The sequence below is a fragment of the Anaerocolumna jejuensis DSM 15929 genome (assembly GCF_900142215.1).
Classification (GTDB): Bacteria; Bacillota; Clostridia; order Lachnospirales; family Lachnospiraceae; genus Anaerocolumna; species Anaerocolumna jejuensis.
Genome location: NZ_FRAC01000037.1, coordinates 42,093 through 60,441, shown reverse-complemented (window position 1 = coordinate 60,441; position 18,349 = coordinate 42,093). Strand labels below are relative to the sequence as shown.

Annotated in this window: 17 protein-coding genes and 1 tRNA gene; all 18 read right to left on the bottom strand. The window is 37.4% G+C overall.

Annotated elements, in window-relative coordinates; all coding sequences use genetic code 11:
- Window positions 1-221: 221 nt before the first annotated feature.
- The 18 genes from BUB77_RS25915 to BUB77_RS25835 all read right to left on the bottom strand — a co-directional run bounded on the left by BUB77_RS25915 (window position 222) and on the right by BUB77_RS25835 (window position 18,256).
- Window positions 222-1,460, bottom strand: coding sequence for a hypothetical protein (locus BUB77_RS25915; RefSeq protein WP_073280079.1), 1,239 nt, complete (start codon window positions 1,458-1,460; stop codon window positions 222-224).
- Window positions 1,461-1,625: 165 nt separating this feature from the next.
- The gene (locus tag BUB77_RS25910; RefSeq protein WP_073280078.1) at window positions 1,626-2,255 is read right to left on the bottom strand and encodes a DUF1643 domain-containing protein; all 630 of its coding nucleotides are present in this window, start codon (window positions 2,253-2,255) and stop codon (window positions 1,626-1,628) included.
- 12 nt (window positions 2,256-2,267) lie between these two features.
- Complete coding sequence (locus tag BUB77_RS30170; protein WP_170866755.1) at window positions 2,268-2,411, bottom strand: hypothetical protein; 144 nt, start codon at window positions 2,409-2,411, stop codon at window positions 2,268-2,270.
- Window positions 2,412-2,529: 118 nt separating this feature from the next.
- Window positions 2,530-2,889: a hypothetical protein gene (locus BUB77_RS25905; RefSeq protein ID WP_073280077.1), complete on the bottom strand. Its 360-nt coding sequence runs from the start codon at window positions 2,887-2,889 to the stop codon at window positions 2,530-2,532.
- 144 nt (window positions 2,890-3,033) lie between these two features.
- Window positions 3,034-3,228 carry a hypothetical protein gene (locus BUB77_RS25900; RefSeq protein WP_073280076.1) on the bottom strand — a complete coding sequence of 65 codons (195 nt, stop codon included), beginning with the start codon at window positions 3,226-3,228 and terminating at the stop codon, window positions 3,034-3,036.
- Between the two features lie 40 nt (window positions 3,229-3,268).
- A complete protein-coding gene (locus BUB77_RS25895; protein ID WP_073280075.1) occupies window positions 3,269-4,021 on the bottom strand; it encodes a J domain-containing protein in 753 nt (250 codons plus the stop codon).
- Between the two features lie 26 nt (window positions 4,022-4,047).
- Window positions 4,048-5,214 (bottom strand): hypothetical protein, encoded by a 1,167-nt coding sequence (locus BUB77_RS25890; RefSeq protein WP_073280074.1) that lies wholly within the window; start codon window positions 5,212-5,214, stop codon window positions 4,048-4,050.
- A 61-nt stretch (window positions 5,215-5,275) separates the two neighbouring features.
- Window positions 5,276-5,548 carry a Mor transcription activator family protein gene (locus BUB77_RS25885; RefSeq protein WP_084124738.1) on the bottom strand — a complete coding sequence of 91 codons (273 nt, stop codon included), beginning with the start codon at window positions 5,546-5,548 and terminating at the stop codon, window positions 5,276-5,278.
- A 163-nt stretch (window positions 5,549-5,711) separates the two neighbouring features.
- Entirely contained in the window at window positions 5,712-6,239 is a 528-nt protein-coding gene (locus tag BUB77_RS25880) for a JAB domain-containing protein (protein ID WP_139241329.1), read from the bottom strand.
- A 229-nt stretch (window positions 6,240-6,468) separates the two neighbouring features.
- Entirely contained in the window at window positions 6,469-6,873 is a 405-nt protein-coding gene (locus BUB77_RS25875; protein ID WP_073280073.1) for a hypothetical protein, read from the bottom strand.
- A 45-nt stretch (window positions 6,874-6,918) separates the two neighbouring features.
- Complete coding sequence (locus BUB77_RS25870) at window positions 6,919-7,911, bottom strand: hypothetical protein (protein ID WP_139241328.1); 993 nt, start codon at window positions 7,909-7,911, stop codon at window positions 6,919-6,921.
- A 530-nt stretch (window positions 7,912-8,441) separates the two neighbouring features.
- A tRNA-Leu gene (locus BUB77_RS25865) sits at window positions 8,442-8,526 on the bottom strand.
- A gap of 264 nt (window positions 8,527-8,790) precedes the next feature.
- On the bottom strand, window positions 8,791-10,842 hold the full coding sequence (locus tag BUB77_RS25860) for an alpha-amylase family protein (protein WP_073280071.1): 2,052 nt from the start codon (window positions 10,840-10,842) through the stop codon (window positions 8,791-8,793).
- Window positions 10,843-10,921: 79 nt separating this feature from the next.
- A complete protein-coding gene (locus tag BUB77_RS25855) occupies window positions 10,922-12,541 on the bottom strand; it encodes an extracellular solute-binding protein (RefSeq protein WP_073280070.1) in 1,620 nt (539 codons plus the stop codon).
- A gap of 23 nt (window positions 12,542-12,564) precedes the next feature.
- A complete protein-coding gene (locus BUB77_RS25850; protein ID WP_073280069.1) occupies window positions 12,565-13,458 on the bottom strand; it encodes a carbohydrate ABC transporter permease in 894 nt (297 codons plus the stop codon).
- A gap of 12 nt (window positions 13,459-13,470) precedes the next feature.
- The gene (locus BUB77_RS25845; RefSeq protein ID WP_073280068.1) at window positions 13,471-14,427 is read right to left on the bottom strand and encodes an ABC transporter permease; all 957 of its coding nucleotides are present in this window, start codon (window positions 14,425-14,427) and stop codon (window positions 13,471-13,473) included.
- 624 nt (window positions 14,428-15,051) lie between these two features.
- Window positions 15,052-16,782: a sensor histidine kinase gene (locus tag BUB77_RS25840; RefSeq protein ID WP_073280067.1), complete on the bottom strand. Its 1,731-nt coding sequence runs from the start codon at window positions 16,780-16,782 to the stop codon at window positions 15,052-15,054.
- Window positions 16,760-18,256 carry a response regulator transcription factor gene (locus BUB77_RS25835; RefSeq protein ID WP_073280066.1) on the bottom strand — a complete coding sequence of 499 codons (1,497 nt, stop codon included), beginning with the start codon at window positions 18,254-18,256 and terminating at the stop codon, window positions 16,760-16,762. The genes BUB77_RS25840 and BUB77_RS25835 overlap by 23 nt, the downstream gene beginning before the upstream one ends.
- Between the last annotated feature and the right edge of the window lie 93 nt (window positions 18,257-18,349).

Here is an 18,349-nt window from a genome sequence, read left to right as displayed (position 1 = left end):
TTTTGTAGCACTCCTACAGGTTATCACTTTCCTTTTTGTACTTTCATGGAGGATTCCATTTCCATACTTTGAAAGTTTCTTTTGTAGCACTCCTACAGGTTATCACTTTCCTTTTTGTACTTTCATGGAGGATTATACTAACAATCAAAATGAAGAACTTTAAAAAGGTACATCTGAACATTTCAGATGTACCTTAAATAAATTATTGTATAGTTATACTTTCATTTCATTATACTTTCAACAAACTCTTCAGTAGAAATGTCATTAACATAACTTGTTTCTGGAAAACACTCGAATACTCTAATTACAAAATTCATCATATAATCAACTAATGATTTAACATAATAATAATAAAAATAGCCTATTAGAGCATCATTAGCCCCCAAATCTTTTAGACACAATGATATTACTTTTTCCTTAATTTTAATATCATTCAATCGTTCTTTTTTATAATTTTTACGATCGTTATTATCTTTATGGTTTCTCTTACTAAACTCAGCCTTTGTATTATCAATTATACTCTGACTTATAGACTGCAATTCTTTTTGAATTTCCTCTGAATTTAAATAACTTACTATTGTTTGAACCTCAACATCAGAAAACTCTTGGTTCAATTTTATATTTTCTAATTCTTTTGGTAACTTATTTTCCAATAAGCATTGAGCAATTGGAAAAAATTTATATTTAACCATGTCTAATATAGAATCTTGCTTTCTTTCCATATATTTTTTCTCAATATATGTATGGCATTTTTCCAAACTATACTTTATTAATTTCTTTCTTGTTTTTTCCTTATAACATTCATTATTTATCCTCTTTAGCCATTCTTCTACACTGCTTTTTTCCCTTTCACAACTCCCTAAGTTTTTAGTATCACCATCATATGTTGAATTACTTAGAACAGATAAGAAAAGCATCTCAAAAAGCGTAATTTTGTTTTGTTTAGGAAGATGCCTCAGCATTTCTTGTGAGAGTATAGAAATTAAAGAATCATCTTTTAGAACCATATCCTTCTCATCAATATGAAAAAATCTATCATCACTCCATCTTTCCCCTGAGTCATATGGTAAATGTCCTGTGGCAGGAAAAAGAGACATCATGTATTTATGTACATTTTTTTGCTCTATTACCAGTCTTTCATCATATAGATTTTCTTTTTTGAAAGCTTTATTATTCTTAACATTCGTATTATTTCTGATTTTCTTTTTCTCTATTAATTCAATATGAGTGAATATATATTTTAAATGTTTTTCAATTCTATCAATTTCTTCACTAGTACCATCCAATTTTTCCCCAGCTATAAATCTTTTAGTTTCTTCTTTACCATATTCTTTATCATAAATAATATCTTCTATCATATTTATAGCAAACCTTTTTTCAAATTTCATTAAAGGTAATATATCTATTATTAAATCATCGTAAGTCTTAATTTTTATGTTTTTTGAATTTTTATCACTCATCTAAAAGCTCCAAATCGAATTTTTATTTAAATTTTACGATTAAAAATTACATTTATCAATATAAAAATTCCATGTAACCTAAAACAATCAAATTATATACAAAAAAAGAGACCTTTTTGATCTCCTTTGTTTTTTAAGCGGGTTATCTTTAGAATAATCTATATTTTATCTATTCTTCTTTTGGTTCAATGAGTTTATTTTTTCTACCACCGTATACTCTTCTTTTGAGAACTCCAATTCTTCCAACTTCCACTTAGCATTACCATAACGTATCCCCATATATAATAAATGAGGTGCCTTCTCATTCTTTAATTGGAGTTTTTCCGTTGAAAGCTGATATAGCTTCCCTTTCGGGTTATATTCATAAAACATACTTATAATACGCCTCTTACTGGTATTACATGCTGATGAAGTACTCATGCTTGACCCCCACGCTATTATCAGTTTACTCTTTTTGAATTCTTCTTCCGACATGACCTGCCGTATGTAAGCTAGATTATCTTCATCCACCAACAAGTTCCTTGATGACATGCGTGAGCCTTTAGTAACCTTGGAAAATAAATTAATAAGACGGATGCTACCCAAATTCAGCTCTTCCAGATGATTCAAAAGGTGCATACTAGTAAAATCCAGCTTTAAAGCATCCTCATTACACAATGTAGGGTATAATTGTATGATTATTCCCTTCTCACCTTTGTTGTTTTTAAATACTCTTTGTATCTCGTAGGTAAATTTACCATCTTCCGATGATATGATGTTAGTTTCCATAACACCAGTTACTGTTACTGTATTCATATGTCTTTCCTCCTATCTAGCTTTTTTAGGCATATAGCTTGTCTTCTTAGTACGACTGGCACAGTACAACCCTGCTCCAAGCCCTATGCCAGTTATTATAGTTTCTGCTATTGTTGCACCTGTAGCAATCATCGCTGTTAAAAATGTTATTAGCATAATTTTCTCCTGACTTTATTCAATCCATAATAATATTGCAAGTGTTAAAACTGTAGATATCACTAATATATGCCACATGGATTACTCACCTCTTCCTACCATTTTTAAGAATTACTCTCTATCCCTCTATCCATGTTTTCTTATCAGGAACACAGTAAATTACTACAATTCCATACTCCGTAGCAAGTTGATAATACTCTTGGTACCAAACTGCCCCATCTTGTTCTAAAATAAGATCTTTGTATTCTGCCATATCCGAAGTAAGCTTGTATTGATACAGGAACTTTTCATATAACCCTTTTTGATTTTCCCTTATTAAAGCCACATATCCACCAGCCATAAAGGGCATATTTCCGCAATTATAGTTATCCTCCAGAACTTCCAGTATCATATCTGCCGTTTCCATTACTTCTTTGGGAATACTGCCTTCTACGCTTTGGCAATTCTTTAGATATCGGTTTCCTAAAATATATAACATGGTTTCCTCCTCGTTTTTTAATATTTATCAAACAATATTTATGCTTATCGATCACTAGCAATTAAAATAAAGTCGTTAACAAAATAAAAGACCTAACCCGAAAGTTAAGTCTTTTTACATTGGTATCAAAATCTTATGTAGACATCATTTTGCTTTAAATAGCTTAGTAATTGTGTCGATTATCTTTCGTATTATTTTAAATGGTGTCGTATTAAATTCTGTGCTTTGCACATTTTCATTTACTTCAGATATTATTTTTTTCCATGACTGATTCTGATTGTTTTCAGGAACCTCTTTCTTACTATCCTCTGTCACCTTATCCTTTGCTATATTATCCATTCCTCTACCCTTTCTTTCCTCTATTTTATACCTATTGTCTTTACTTACCTAAAAATTGCTTTTCCAGCAACTCAAATTCCTCTTTTATTTTTACTGTTACTTCTGTATCACCGGCATTATTATCAGGGTGATATATTTTTAGTAAATCACGGTATCTTTTCTTTAGGTTATCTATATTTTTTACTCCTTTAAAGAACTCTGTAACAGTTTCCCCATTTTCCGTTGCTTCACCTGCCGTCTTCTCTTCCCCTACAGATTCCTTCTTTTTTGTATCTTCATAGCTTGCTTTTCCACCTTCTTCTGCATTATTTTCCTCTCTGGGACTTCTTTTTCTTTTAACATCTGTTATTATCAATGCTGCAAAAACAAGAAGCCTTTCAAAAGATACAGCAGACGAATTTAATAAGAATTCCGCAAGTATTCCTTTTACTTTGCCCTCATAAAATACGGTATCTATTAAGCCTCTCATATTGATGTACTGGCTCATTGTTTCATCATTCCAGACAAGTTGATAAATACCATATCCCATTACAAATGGAAGAATTAATCCCCAAAAGTAAAAACTGAAATTATTTATCTTCTTACTTTCCATGACAGTATCTTTATAAGCTACTGTTACAAAATAAGCTATTAATGAATACACCATAGAGGTAAGAAAACTATGTTTAACATGTATTAAACGAAACATTAATAGGTCTATGATGGTAAATATCAATACGTTGGCTATAAATACTTTCAACCCTTCCAGTAGCTTATTTGCCTTGATGCTTCCTTCTTTTGTATTACTTTCCATATCCGTATCCTTCCCTTAGTTATGTACTATTTATCTTTATAATCACTTATAGTGACATAAATATAGTAAGGTTCTCTATTCCAACTCCTTATATCAATCCTGTCATCTATACTGGTACCGAAATTGATATCTTGAAAGCAAGTGAAATAAGCAGAATTATTAGCTGGGACTATGTAGTTCAGCTTTAGACCGTCACTTACTAAAGAATTGCCCCATTCATCTCTCACTAACTCTTTTGTATTATCATAAGTAAAAGCATTATTGTATTTCAGGACATCATTCAATACATTGCCATCTTTATCTTTTACAGTCACATTTAAAAATACTTTATAATCTTTATCACCTGTATTACGGATTCTACCTATGAAATACAGATAACCATCTTTTATGTATAATTCTTCGATTCCATCTATAACAAATGGCTTACCATTGGAAGTCGTGTTACCAACAAGCCAAATCCCTGTGTCCTCACTGTAAAAGGAACTATCATATTCTTCTTTTATCTGTGGTTGTGTGTTATTAGCAGTTTCGCTTTCAGAAGTAGAGCTATCAACATAGGAACTATCGTAACTGTAATCCTCCCAGCTTGTTATTTCACAGTACTGCTTATCATCCCGGAAGTCATCCTTATTGTAGACAGCATAAATGTAGTAGTTATTATTCTCCATATTTACATCTGGATTGGTAATTTTACCATAGTAATAATAATTGGGATCTGATTCCAAGCTAAATACCAAATAGGTTTGTCCATTGTCCTGAACTTGTTCTTCTACATATGCAACACCTTCCAGGGATTCTGTATCCTCTCTTTTTTCTTTTGTGGTTGTGGGCGTTGCTTCTACATATTCAATGGATGTTATTTTATATGCATCTTTATCAGAAATTGTTGTGACTGAACCGTCATTCACAGCTTCTATCTTTACCTTAGTTCCTTCTGGGTAATTATATTCCGTTATAAATTCAGTAGGTAACAAACCCACTAATAAGGTATCTGTATCATCATACCAAGATAAATAATATCCCTTTTCCGTATTGGTCTCTGCTTCAATTGTTGTTTCACCGCTATATACCTGCCTGCTTTCCTCCTTATCTGGTTCCACTGTAGCATTTTCTTTTATCTCGTCTTTTTTGCCACAAGCTCCAAATGTTAGAAGTACAGCACAAAAGAGCAGCACAATGTATAATTTCTTCACAATAGTAACCTCCTACTTTTATCCTTTGATTTATATATGTTTGATTTAATACTTAAAATTTTTATCCCTGTAATTTCAATTTCTTTTTTCTTATCATCCGTCGTATCCACTGCTCTGAATAATCATATTTCCTTGCAATATCCTTTATTTCCTTTCCACTGCTGATATTTGATACCTGGCTTATTATATAATCCATTGAGTGCAGTTTAACTGGAAATGTAACCTGCTGCCCTTTGTATCTTTCAAAAACTCTAATGGTTATGTCTAATCCTAAATAGTCTACCATATCTTCATAAATTCCATTATACATAGGTATTTCTTCTTTACTTTCCAAAGTTTCACCGCCTCCTGATTATCATTTTAACTATTATACCTATCTTAATTAGGCTTATCATCCAGCGAATCCCTTGTGTTATATGTGGTATTATCTCTTGTAAAGTCACTATGTAACATTAATCAGCAATTTAAATGTTTAAGAGTATTAAGCCCATGGTTTCTTACAGATTCCTTCTTTCCTTTAGGGATACATAACCTATATCACTTAAAATAATGTGGTCTATCAATTCTACTCCTATTAGCTGACTTGCTTCTTTTAAGCGTTTAGTCATGTTAATATCTTCTTTACTAGGGATGATATCACCACCAGAAGGATGGTTATGAAAGATAATGAAGCCATGAGCACTGCATAATAATGCTGTTTTTATAACATCTCTTGGACATACAAAAGTAGCATTTAAAGTTCCAATACTAATTAATTCAATTGCTATTGGTTCACATTTGGCTGTCAGATATACGGCATATAGATATTCCTTATCATAAGCTTCAAATAATTGCTGCCCTAATGCAGCTGCCATTTCAGGGCTATTAATTAATCTTCTTTCATAAAGTAATGATGTTTTACGAATTAGCCTACATTCTACTATCTGTATCCTCTTCTTCACTAATTCAACTTGAATAGGTACGTTTATGTCAGAAAATCTCCGCAACAACATAAAATCCTCACTTTGGTAAACAGCTTTTCTCATACCTTTGTCCCCTTTATTTTTTCACACAAAAAGAGCTAATATCTGATTTCTTATACCCAGATATTAGCTCTTACAATATTTATTCATTATTATAATATAAATTTAAATTTATATTAAATACTTATTCTCTATTTATATTATTTATAAAGTGAAAAATAAGGTTCATCTATTAATATTTCAGCTTTAATTAGTCATAAATTTTAAAGCTGCAACTACTTGTACAATCTTTTTAGTTGAATATTTCAGAGTAAGGTTGATTTGGTAATATTAGACTTACATTTCCCGTTCTATCAACCACCAAGATATGTAAACCTACTAACTTTCGAAAATAATCTGATATCATTTCACATTGCCTTTTGTAACTATCAATTTTAGGCACTGCAATAGCATAAATTGTTTTGCTATCTTTCATACTTTTTATTAGCTGCCCTAAGCAGGTATTGAAGTCAACCCCTACAGAGCTAGTCAGACCCTTTGCTTCAATTATCCATTTTTCGTTTTCTTTCTCAGCTATTAAATCCACATGGCCACTAGCATTAATAATAAAATCATAACCTAAAAAATAGTGTTCTATTGCTTCTTGAATGAAAATTTCATTTGGAAAGCAATTATCTTTTTTATAATACTTACTCATACCTAAATCCCCCATTTATCAAAGTATTATTAATTACTACTACACTTATAGATTTTTATATATGGGTGTTTTTATAATTTTTTCATTAATGTATGAAAATGTATCATCATTCTCTGGTTCAAGGCAATCATTCAATATTTCTCTGCTAATTCCTGTTAATTTAATAATTACATTATCACTTACACCTGAAATTACTAGTTGTTTTACTCCATATTTTATTACACTTGTAATACTTGTTTGTCTAAGTTGAGTTTTTAGAAATGTGGGTATACTTGACCCGGAAGTCTTTTCCCCCCATTGTTCTCCCTCAATAGTTATAAATAAAAATCCAGTGTCAACATTATAGCCTCTATCCTTAAGAAGTTTTTTATATATATTTAATTGTCTCTGCAATCCCATCGGTAATCTTATAAGAAAGTTATTAATTTTTATAGTACCTCTTTCAATATCCAAATCATTAAAAGTTATTGCTCTTGCCACTCTATAGGTTATGCCAACAAATAACATTAACTTTATGCATATGGCAGCAACCATTCTTTTAAAACCTATTCTTTCATTATTATCACTTACATCGAACAAATTCTTATCAATTTCATCATTACACCAATTAAGTAACAGTTCAACTTCATTAGGTTTAAGAATCGAATTAGACTCTTTTTCTAATAGTTCATCACAATTATTTATATATTCACTATATTGTCCTACATAAGAATCAACCCTATTAGAGGGTGCACCTAGTTGATTCTTTAAATCTGTATTTTCAATGTCCGTATTAGCTAATATGTATTCAAATAATTGCCCTATAGCACTCATATATTTTCTTGCTGTTTCCTTCTTTTTAAACTGCCCTATTTTAACGTAGTATTTCAAACTATCCAGTATACCATTTGTTGACATTCCAGCAAGTGTATATTTGCTGTAAAAGGAAGCACCTTGCTCTTGTGTATCCAAATACTTAACAAAATTTTCAACATCATTTCGATAATCATTATTAACTAGCAAAAAACTTTCTTTCAGTGATTCTATTAATTCATTCATATTTTTCTCCATCTGCTTTTTTTTATGTGTTTTAATTATAACATCAACATATATTATAGTCAATACCATAATAAAACAGTGTTTTTATGTGTTTTTGTTTTGACTTTCTAGTAAAAATTTTATTATATTATTATTTATGGTTCTCAATATATTATAAAGAGGTAGTGTTAAATTGTCTTTTCCATACATCCATCACCTAGCCATTCCGTACATAACAAAAAAAAAGCCCTAACTCAGTAGCTCTCTCTTCTGCCAAACTAGGACTTCAAAGTGCGCCTCCATGGGCTCGACTTTTGGAAACCCTAATTAAGTGTCAGAGTTATTACAGGTGTCAGCAGGCACCACAAAAGTGCCGAGTATCTCTTTCAAACATTATTTCGTCTTACCATACTTGCCTATATCTGCACAATTAGAATCTTTGCATTAAAACCTACAAATCTCATGCAGCTCCATTAACGCACAACTCTTGGCAACTATCGACTCAACAAAAAAGGAACCAAACCCGAAAGTTTGATTCCTTTTTCCATTACTGCAGTCGACGGGACTTGAACCCGTACGAGCGCAATGCTCACTAGATCCTTAGTCTAGCGCGTATGCCAATTCCGCCACGACTGCACAACTATAAACGTAGAGTGTTCACTATTATTTCACCAGCGAACGAATTATATTATAACAAAGATATTTTTAAAATGCAACAATTATTTTTCTTATTCTATGAAATTTTTTTAATTTTTTGAAATATTTTAAATTTTTAAGGGTCTGTTTTTCCGTATCTTAGTATTTCTTGAACTCCGGCTGCCCTTTTACTGGAACAGCCTGAGTTTGCATGAATTTTTCACCTGACTCTGTTTTACTGCTTTAACTTTATTGATTACCAGCCTATTCCTCTCCTGTGATTTCAAGCAGAACCCCATCACAACCGTCAAATTCCCAGGTAAGCTTTCCGCCTGTTACCCTGCCTTCTTTTCCTGTCCATAATTCTCTGATTCGACTTTCTAACGGCAGCCCTGCTCTCTTAAAATCAAACAGTATGCTTTCTTTCTCCTTCTGCCAATGAAATAACGCCGCATAATGCTTTCCCTTCAGGTTTAAGGTAAAGAAGCTGCAGGCTGTGGTACCAGATGCTTCCACAGGACGGAAGCTCTTTCCTGCTGCCGCTATAGAGTTAATTTCAGGATAAGAGCATAGCTCTCTCGCTCTTATCTTGGCTTTTGTTATTGCTGCTTCCCTTGTTATTACTTCTGCATCCGTGACAGGACTTGCTTCTTCCTTATCCTCTGCTCCCATACCATAGTCATCACTGATCATCATTACCGTTCCTGATATTACAGCAGCCGTATATCTTGCTCTGGCTTCACCGGCAAGGCTGCTTCTGTCTCCGCAAAAGCTCTGATACAGGGATATATGGTCCGGGTCATTATACATATAAAGCCTGCCGGATTGCCACCAGGCATAGGTGAGGGCATTCAGAACATATTCCGTATCCTCTGCCAGACCGAAGGCATCGCAGGAAAAACGCCTGGCATGACCGTATCCGCAGGGAAATAAGGGGGCAATGGATAGACTGATGAAAAAGGGCCGTCCTGCCTTTTCCTCTGAAAAATGCTCTGTCAGATAAGCATATCCTTCTGTTATTGCCTGCCTTCCAGTCATAACTGCCTTGTCGTAATGTACCCCTTCCATGGCTCCATGGCTTAGAAAGTCTAATTTCACATAATCAAAGCCCCAGCGTAGGAACTGCTCTGCCTGCCATGCTATGTACTGCTTCCATAAGGGATTGGTTACATCCATGGGAATTGCTCCATCCACCCTTGGCAATAAATTTCCTTTTGTATTCTTCAATAAAATTTCCCGGTAAGAATGTCCTTTTGCCCCTGGAATCTCTTCCTCTTCCTCCTGCCCGAACCAGGCAAAGGGAGCTGCGTAAATTCCCGCCTTCTGTCCATGGGAATGGAGCTCTTCTACAAGAGAAATCAGCTTCTCCTCCGGTATGGCATTCCAGCCGGCATCCAGATTTACATAGGTGACCTGTTCATTCTGGTATCCTAAAAACATTAACTCCTCCCTCAGGAACCTTCCGGCTTCCCTGTAATTCCTTTCATTCAGGCGAAAGGCAAGACCGGACCAGCTATTCCAGCCAAAGGGAACTCCCTCCTTCCAGGAAAGAATATCCCTTTCCTTCCCTATGTAATCTCCATATTGCTCCAGCAAATCCCTGTAATCCGCTCCATACAGGAAAACAAAGCGGGAAGAAGCTGCTTCCTTTCCTCTTACAATTCCATGCGCCAGGAAATCATGGGTTCCCAAATCCGCCACACCGCTGGAGGCTATCAGCACTCTTGCATCACTGCCAGAACAAATAATACCATTCTTCCATAAATTATGATCCAGCGCGCCTATAACAAGCCCTTCCCTGCTGTCCTCCTGAAAGACAGCAGTTACATCATAGCTTGTTCTTCCGGGCCTTAAGGGTACGGTTTCATATCGCACCCACATGGTATTATCATAAGGCACCAGAAGCATTTTCGTCCAAAGACTCTTTAAGAAATCCGGACTATCCTTATCAGGAGCCTCCGTTATCAGAGGCATCATCGTTTTAACCCTTACTTCATCGTCATTAACACCAGCTAATATACATTGGACCTTCATACCTCCACCTTCGTCAAGGCATATTTTCTCAGTGAACCGCAGCCCGTCCTCCGACTGAAAGTTAACTTCCAGTATCTGCTCCTTGGCACTGCTCCCTTTTTCAACGGACTGTCCTTCCTTTATAACAGCTCCTGTCAGGGTACAATGCCTTGTATCCAGTTCTTTTCCGTCTTCAAGTATTGCCCGTCCATAGAAGCAGGTTATTTTTTTATTCTTAACCCAGTAGCTGAATCTGCCCTCTTCCTGTATGACGCGTTGAATTCCGACTGCCAGCTCTTTCATATTAATAACCCTTCCCTTTCCGGTAACTGCAAATTTTAAGCAAAGCCTCTTACTATTTATTCCGGATATCAGCCGTCTGTTATTTTTCGGTTCCCCAAAGCTTCATGCGATCCTGAAATGCCTTGGTCAGATAGCTTTCTACGTCCTTTAATCCTGAGGCATCCATATCCTGAATCATCGCTTTATAGATGGAAAGTGCTTCATCCTCGCTTGCAGCATCTACTATCTTAGGGAAATTCTGGTCATAGACATCCTTTATCTTCTGCCATTTTAAGCCCTCCGGTGTACTTCCGGCCGGTTCCAGGCCTGCAAAGTCTGCGGAATCCCATTCATCGGATTCGCCAAAACTCTTATTGGCAAACTCTGCCGTTGGCTGAAGCTTATATTTGGTAGCCATATCATAAGGGGTACCATCACTGCCATAGCCATTTTTAATAAACCAGGTCCATTTTCTGATTCCGGTACTTAAGCTCTCTTTATCAAAATCTGTCTGGAAGGCATTCACAACCTCTTCACTGGGTTCATGCTTGTTATCTTTCATCTGCCAGTCCTTTCCTTCAATACCCCACATCATCAGGTACTGGCCCTCTTCGCTTACAAGAAAATCAATCAGCTTCATAGCGGCTTCAGGATTCTTACAGTTATTTGTAATACCAATGGCATCCCAGCCAAGGGTTGACCTTCCGTTGTAAGTAGTCCGGGAAGCATCCATATCGTCGGGAACTACCTTATAGGAGTAAAACTGTGCATCCGGTCCCACAGTGCTTGCAAGACTTGTATTGGCAGCATCCGTATCCCAGTAGGCTGCAAAGGTACAGAATACATTTCCGTTGGAGAGCTTCTGAACCCACTGCTCTTTCTTATTTACCACCCATTCCTTGTCTAACAGGCCTGCTGTGTAAAGGCCGTTCATAAACTTAAGGACTTCCTGGTATTTAGGGTCCTTGGCTCTATGCTCCAGGGAACCGTCTTCTGTCTGGTAATAGGTCTTCATACCGTACATTCCATAAATGGTTCCTTCGTAATTCTTATCATCTCCGTTAAGGGTAACGGCAATGCTGTCTTTTCCATTAATGGTTGGATATTTTTCCTTGAACTTTTTAAGGATATCGATAAATTCTGATAACTTGAAGGGCTCCGCGCTTTCTGCCCTGTCTTTGCCTACGATTTCTGCGAGCAAGTCCTTTCTCATTAATACACCTGCAGAAGCATCCGGGTCAACGCCATACCAGTTATTCAGGTAATAGTTCTTTCCGTCGGTGTAGCGGCTCTTTGTTAATACATCACCATACATTTGCTTAACATTGGGTGCATATTTGTCAATCAGGTCATTTAAGGATATTAAGGCACCAGCTTCTATATAACGGTTAACGATTTCATTTCCTCTGTCCATCAATACAATGTCCGGATAATTCTGTCCGGTTAACATGAGGTTCAGCTTTTCCAGAGGATCTCCTGAAGGATTCTCTACCTGGATAGTAACACCTGTCTTTTCCATAATTGCCTTTGCAACGTCATCATCGAAGGTCTTGCTTCCAGAATTCTTATCAAAGAATGTAACGGTAACCTTCTCCCCGCCCGTATTACCCTTTGGTTCCTTGCCTGCAGAATCACCACTGCTGTTTTTGGCACAGCCGGAAAAGGCTGTGGCCGCTAATACAACTGCCATAAAGGCTGCTGCTATTCTTTTCTTTTTCATAATACCTTTCCTCCTTTACATTATCAGCTTTTTACTGCTCCTAACATAATGCCTTTTACAAAATACTTCTGGATAAAGGGATATACCATAATAATCGGTATCGTCGCAACCATGGTGGCAGCCATTCGGATACTGTCCGGTGTTACACTCTGACCCACCCTGCTGGCTGTCTGATTGGCCGCCGATGTCTGGTACTGGTTCAATATCTCGACCAGTACGGACTGCATTACCTTTAACGATTGGGAATTTGTATATAAATAGGCATCAAACCAGGAGTTCCAGTGCATAATTGCTACAAAGAGTGCAATTGTCATAATAATGGGCTTGCATAAGGGCAGTATGATCCTTGTAAAGATAATAAGGTCATTGGCTCCGTCTATCTTGGAAGATTCAAACAGTTCCTGAGGCATTCCCTCAATATAATTCTTAACCAGTATCATGTTATAAACACTGATCAGGTTCGGAAAAATAAAAACAATGAAGTTATCCAGCATATTCAGGTTCTTTAGCACCATATAATAGGGTACCAGACCGCCGCCGAAATACATGGTAAATACAAAGAGAATCGTGACAGGCTTTTTCCATAGCAGCTCCTGTCTGGACAGCACATAGGCAAGGGCTGTCGTTGCAAGTACCGCTAAGGGCGTTCCTGTTAGTGTCCTTAAGACCGTGACCAGTATGGAGTGCAAAAAGGTCTGCCTGGTCAAAATATCCTTATAGCTTGCAAGACTTAACTTTCTTGGCAGGAAATAGATACCTCCTCTAATGGCATCCGTAGCATCGTTGATGGATATGATGAAAATATTCCAAAAGGGATATACACAGATAACCACAACTAATGCCAGAAACAGAAAGGAAATTATATCAAATACCCTGTCGGAAGGCGCATAGTGTTTCTTTATTTTAATATCTTTCATTGTAATCCCTCCTTAGAATAACGCTGTGTTATCGTTAAAGCGCTTGGATATCCTGTTAGCGCTCATTACAAGTATAAAGGAAACCGCCGACTTAAACAGGCCTACTGCAGTACCATAGGAATACATGCCGTTTTTCAGGCCATAGCGGTAGGCATAGGTATCCAGAACATCGGAATAGTTCAATATGGAGTCATTCCCCATTAAAAGCTGCTGTTCAAAGCCGGTATTTAAGATTCCTCCGATTGCCAGAATCAGCATGACAATTATGGTAGGCTTTAAGGATGGCAGTGTAATATTGATAATCTTCTGTACTCTTGTAGCACCGTCCACATCTGCCGCTTCGTACATATCCTGACCGATTCCCGATATGGCTGCCAGATAAATAATCGCATTATAGCCCAATACCTTCCAGGCATTTGCTATGGCAATAATCCACCAGAAGTACGGCCCATGCTGAAAGAACAGTATCTCCTTCTGTGTCATTCCAAGCCCCATCAGCATTTTATTTATAACCCCCTCTGATGACAAAAAGGTTATAAAAATGTTAGCTGCAATTACCCATGAAATAAAATAAGGCAGATAGGAGGAAGTCTGTATAAATTTCTTAAGCCTGACATTCCTTATTTCATTTAAGCAAACCGCTAAAAAAATAGGCAGCGGAAAGGAAAAGAGCAGGGTCAGCAGGCTGGTAGCCAGGGTATTCCGCATAATTGTCAGAAAATCTGTCTGAAAGAAATACCGGAACCAATCCATTCCCACAAACTGAGATTGAGCCAAATCCGAAAAATATCCCTTCCCCTTAGGCGAATAATTGACAAATGCCATATAAAGTCCGCTCATAGGTGCATAGCATATCAGTATTACCCACACAAGAGCCGGCAGAAGCAATAAGAACAGGTACCTTTGCTCCCACATCCTTTTCCTTACGCTTTTTTTATGCCTTACAGCAACCGTAACCGTTTTTTTCATAATCTCCTCTTTTCTGAATGACCAAGCTTTCTCTTGCCGCTTATGCAGTGATATCTTCTTTCTGAAATTTATTCTACCGGAATTCCTAACCCCGGACAATCAAAGTATCTTATGATTCCTGTTGATATTTAAAGTATTTGCCTATAGGCTGACTAAATGCTTTTGAAATCTTACACTTTCTATCAATTTTTAACGATTGGATTTTACATCAGAATTTCAGCTAAGCTTTTTTCAATTATCATGATATATAAAAAAGACCCAAAGAAGCTGCTTTTTATCTCCAAAGCTCACTTCCTAGGGTCTCCTGACCAATACTTTATTCATTTATAAACAGGTGTCCGATTTATGCTTTTAAGGCAGACTCATCAGAAGGTATCTTGCAGACAATCTCTTTCAGGAAGCCTACTGCAGGCAGTTTCTTCCAGCTAACATCTAGCAAGTAGTTTCTTCCAGTTAACCACTTGCAGTCAGTTTCTTCCAGTCATCCGCTTTCAGTCAGTTTCTTCCAGCCATCCGATTGCAGCAATTTCTTCCAGTCATCCGCTTTCAGTCAGTTTCTTCCAATCAGTCTCTTATAGTAAGCCTCTAAAGTCACATTCTTCTCCTTGCATATCTGACTGCTCTTTACGAAAACACCTGGGGTATCTCTACTCTGACACAGGTCCCTGCACCATAAGTACTGTCTATTCTCACTCCATACTGCTCACCATAATTCAGCTTCACACGGATATCAACGTTCTTAAGTCCATACCCTTCTTCTGAATTCTTTAATTCCTTCTTTAGCAGAATTAGCTTTTCAGCCTCAATGCCAAGCCCGTCATCCTTTACCTCAAAAATAAGGCGGTCCTTCGTAAGAGCTGCAGTCACCCGGATATGAAGGACCTGCTCCTCATCCTTTCTGCCATGATGGATAGCATTTTCCACCAGGGGCTGCAAAAGGAGCTTAATCGTTCGAAAGGCAAGGGCTTTTCTGTCCACTTCATAGCTGATTTCCACCGTATCCTCAAAGCGGAGCATTTGTATCTTCATATAATTTTGTAAGAGCTCCACTTCCTCCTGGACCGATACCACCTGCTTTCCTTTATTCAAAGATATGCGGTAGAAATTAGCCAGATACCGGACACTCATCATGGTCTTCTTTCCGCCCTCCTGCATTGCCATGGAGGAAATAACAGATAAGGCATTATATAGAAAATGGGGGTTAATCTGCTCCTGCAAAAGGTTCATTTCGCTGGACTTGATTTTAAGCTTCTTTTCATAATTCTCGGCAATCAGCAGCTGTATTTCGGTATTCAGGGTGTTAATGGCACTTGCTATCATGCCGATTTCATCCTTTCCCATATCCTTTAACAAATAGTCAAACTGCCCGTCCCCTAACTTTTTCGCAGCATAAACCACCTTGTCGACCCGTCCGGAAATCCATCTGCTGTAAAAATAAATAGCCAGGAACATTGCTGCGGAGCTGATCAAGAAAATAGTAATGATTTCCCTGGCCACTTTTCTGGTAGCCTCCACTAAAGATTCCTGGTTTTCCATCATAATAAGCCTGGTACCATAAAGGCTTTTTCTGGCAGTGCATACCTTGGTCACTCCATTAATTTCAAGCTCTGCTCCTTTTCCTTCTCCCGGTATATCCTCCCAGTCCTCAGAGATGCTCTCCATGCCCATTCCAACGGTATCTTTATCAGAAGCTGCCATTATCTTTCCCTGGCTGTTAACCCAATAAATTTCCTGACTGCTGTTGGTTATCTCCATCTGCTCATTAAAGGAGCTGCCATCAATCCTTAAAAGCAGGATATTTCTGACATCACTGTAGTGGTAATAATTTAAAAGCCGCTCCACTGCGATATAATTCTTTTTCCCCTTGGTGATAACACCCGCTACCTGAGGATTTCCTTTGGAGGTAACTGCCGCCTTCAGCCATTCCTGGTCAAGACCCTTCTCGCCAAAAAAATAGTAATTATCACTGGGTAAGGTAGTATTACTGCTGTAAATACTGATACCGGCTATATTGGATTCCACCAGCATGATACTGCTTAACAGATTATCAATATAGCTAAACATGTCCCAGTAATCCGAATTCGTGTAATCCTTTACCAGATAACCGTTAAACATCTGATTGGTATACAATATGTCTATTACCGTGCCGTAAGCCTCCAGGGAAGAATCCAGATTCTGCCCGATCTGTCCCATGGACTGCCGCATATTGCGGTAACTTTCCTCTAAAAGAATGTTTTTTGTCTTCTGGCTGTTATAACCAGTTATGATAATCATAGGCAGCATTGCAAAAATAACATAGCCGACAATAAGCTTATAAATAAATCTTATATTTTTAAACCATCTTCCGATACTCATTTGGCGTAACCCCGTATTTTTTAGCAAAGACCGTACCAAAATAGGATTCATTGTCATATCCCACCAGCCTGCCGATTTCTTTTACCCGTAACGTTTTATCCTTAAGCAGCTCACAGGCCTTTAAAAGTCTGTACTCCGTAACATATTCCAATATGGTCTGCCCCATCCTTTCTTTAAAAAGGCTTCTCAGATAGTTTGGGGAAAGATGCACCTCCTCCGCCATTTCCTCCACACTGCATACCCCTGAGTAGTTATATTCCAGGTAATCCCTGATTCGTGCTATGACATGATAATTTGGATTTTCATGCTGCTTTTTAAAGAAGGAGATGATACTGCTGCAATAGGAAAACAGTGCCTTTACTATATCCTCCCAATACCTGCCTTTCAGGATTTTCTGTTCCCAGCCCTCTTCTCTTTCAGCTATCCAGGAGGTCAGCTGGGAATCTCCCTCCGCCAGGTTACTTTTAAGTTCATAGTAAAAGCCAAAAGCTTCCTGTATGCACTCTTCCTTCGTAAGGGCGGTAAAGCTGTTAAGAACCGCCCTCAGCTCTTCTTCTGCCCTGCCCTGTTCTCCATTCCTGACCGCCTTATACAGATTTTCCTTCTTTGCAGGGGATATTGTGCCTTTTACCCCTTCTCTTTCCGCCTGTACTGCCTGTTCCCTGCCTGCATCAACAATTTCACCCTTTGCCTCAAAGAAAATCTTTTCTTTCAGCTTTATTAACTGCTCTGTCCCTTCCTTAAGCCTTGAAAGAGATATTTTCTCCTTAAAGCAGGCAATACTGCAGCTGCCTTTCAATATATTCTGTATTCTTCTGGCTCCGTCCCAAAAATACAGGTGGCTTTGCAGAACTACCACCAAAACGTCCCCAATCAGAAAAGAGTGGTATACTTCTGCCAGGCCTTCTCCCTTCCTTTGAAGCAGCTCTTCTTCCTCCACACCATAAAGTGCCATCAGCCCATAGGCCACTTCCCCCAAAGGACGTTCAAAATAACGGAGTGATAACCGGTTTCCCTCCTCCTCATTTATATCCCCTCTGCACAACTGCTCTATCATATGTTTTGCAGCTACACTTAAGGATACTTCCGCTGTTTTTTCGCTCTCTATCTGCTTTTCTATCCGCAAAATTAGTTTTTCCACTTCTTCAGTCATAAAGGGTTTTAAAATATAATCCGCTGCCTGTACCTTAAAAGCTTCCTTCACATAATTAAAATCATCATAGCCCGTAAGGAATATGATTTTCGTTTTGTATCCTTCCTCCCGCACCCGTTTCGCCAGTTCTATTCCTGTCATTATAGGCATCTGAATATCTGTAATCATAATATCCGGTTCATTTTGCGCAATACATTCAATGGCGCTGCGGCCGTTTCGGGCCGTATATACCTTATCAATAAAAATCTCATCCCAATTGATATAGCCTTTTAAAGTATCCAGTTCAATTTTTTCGTCTTCCACCAATAAAATACTGTACATAGCTACCTCCTCCGGCAAACACCCTGTAATTCCATTATAGCAAACTCTGCTGTAAAAAAACAACTTGTAACCTTTTTACTTCATAATGCAATT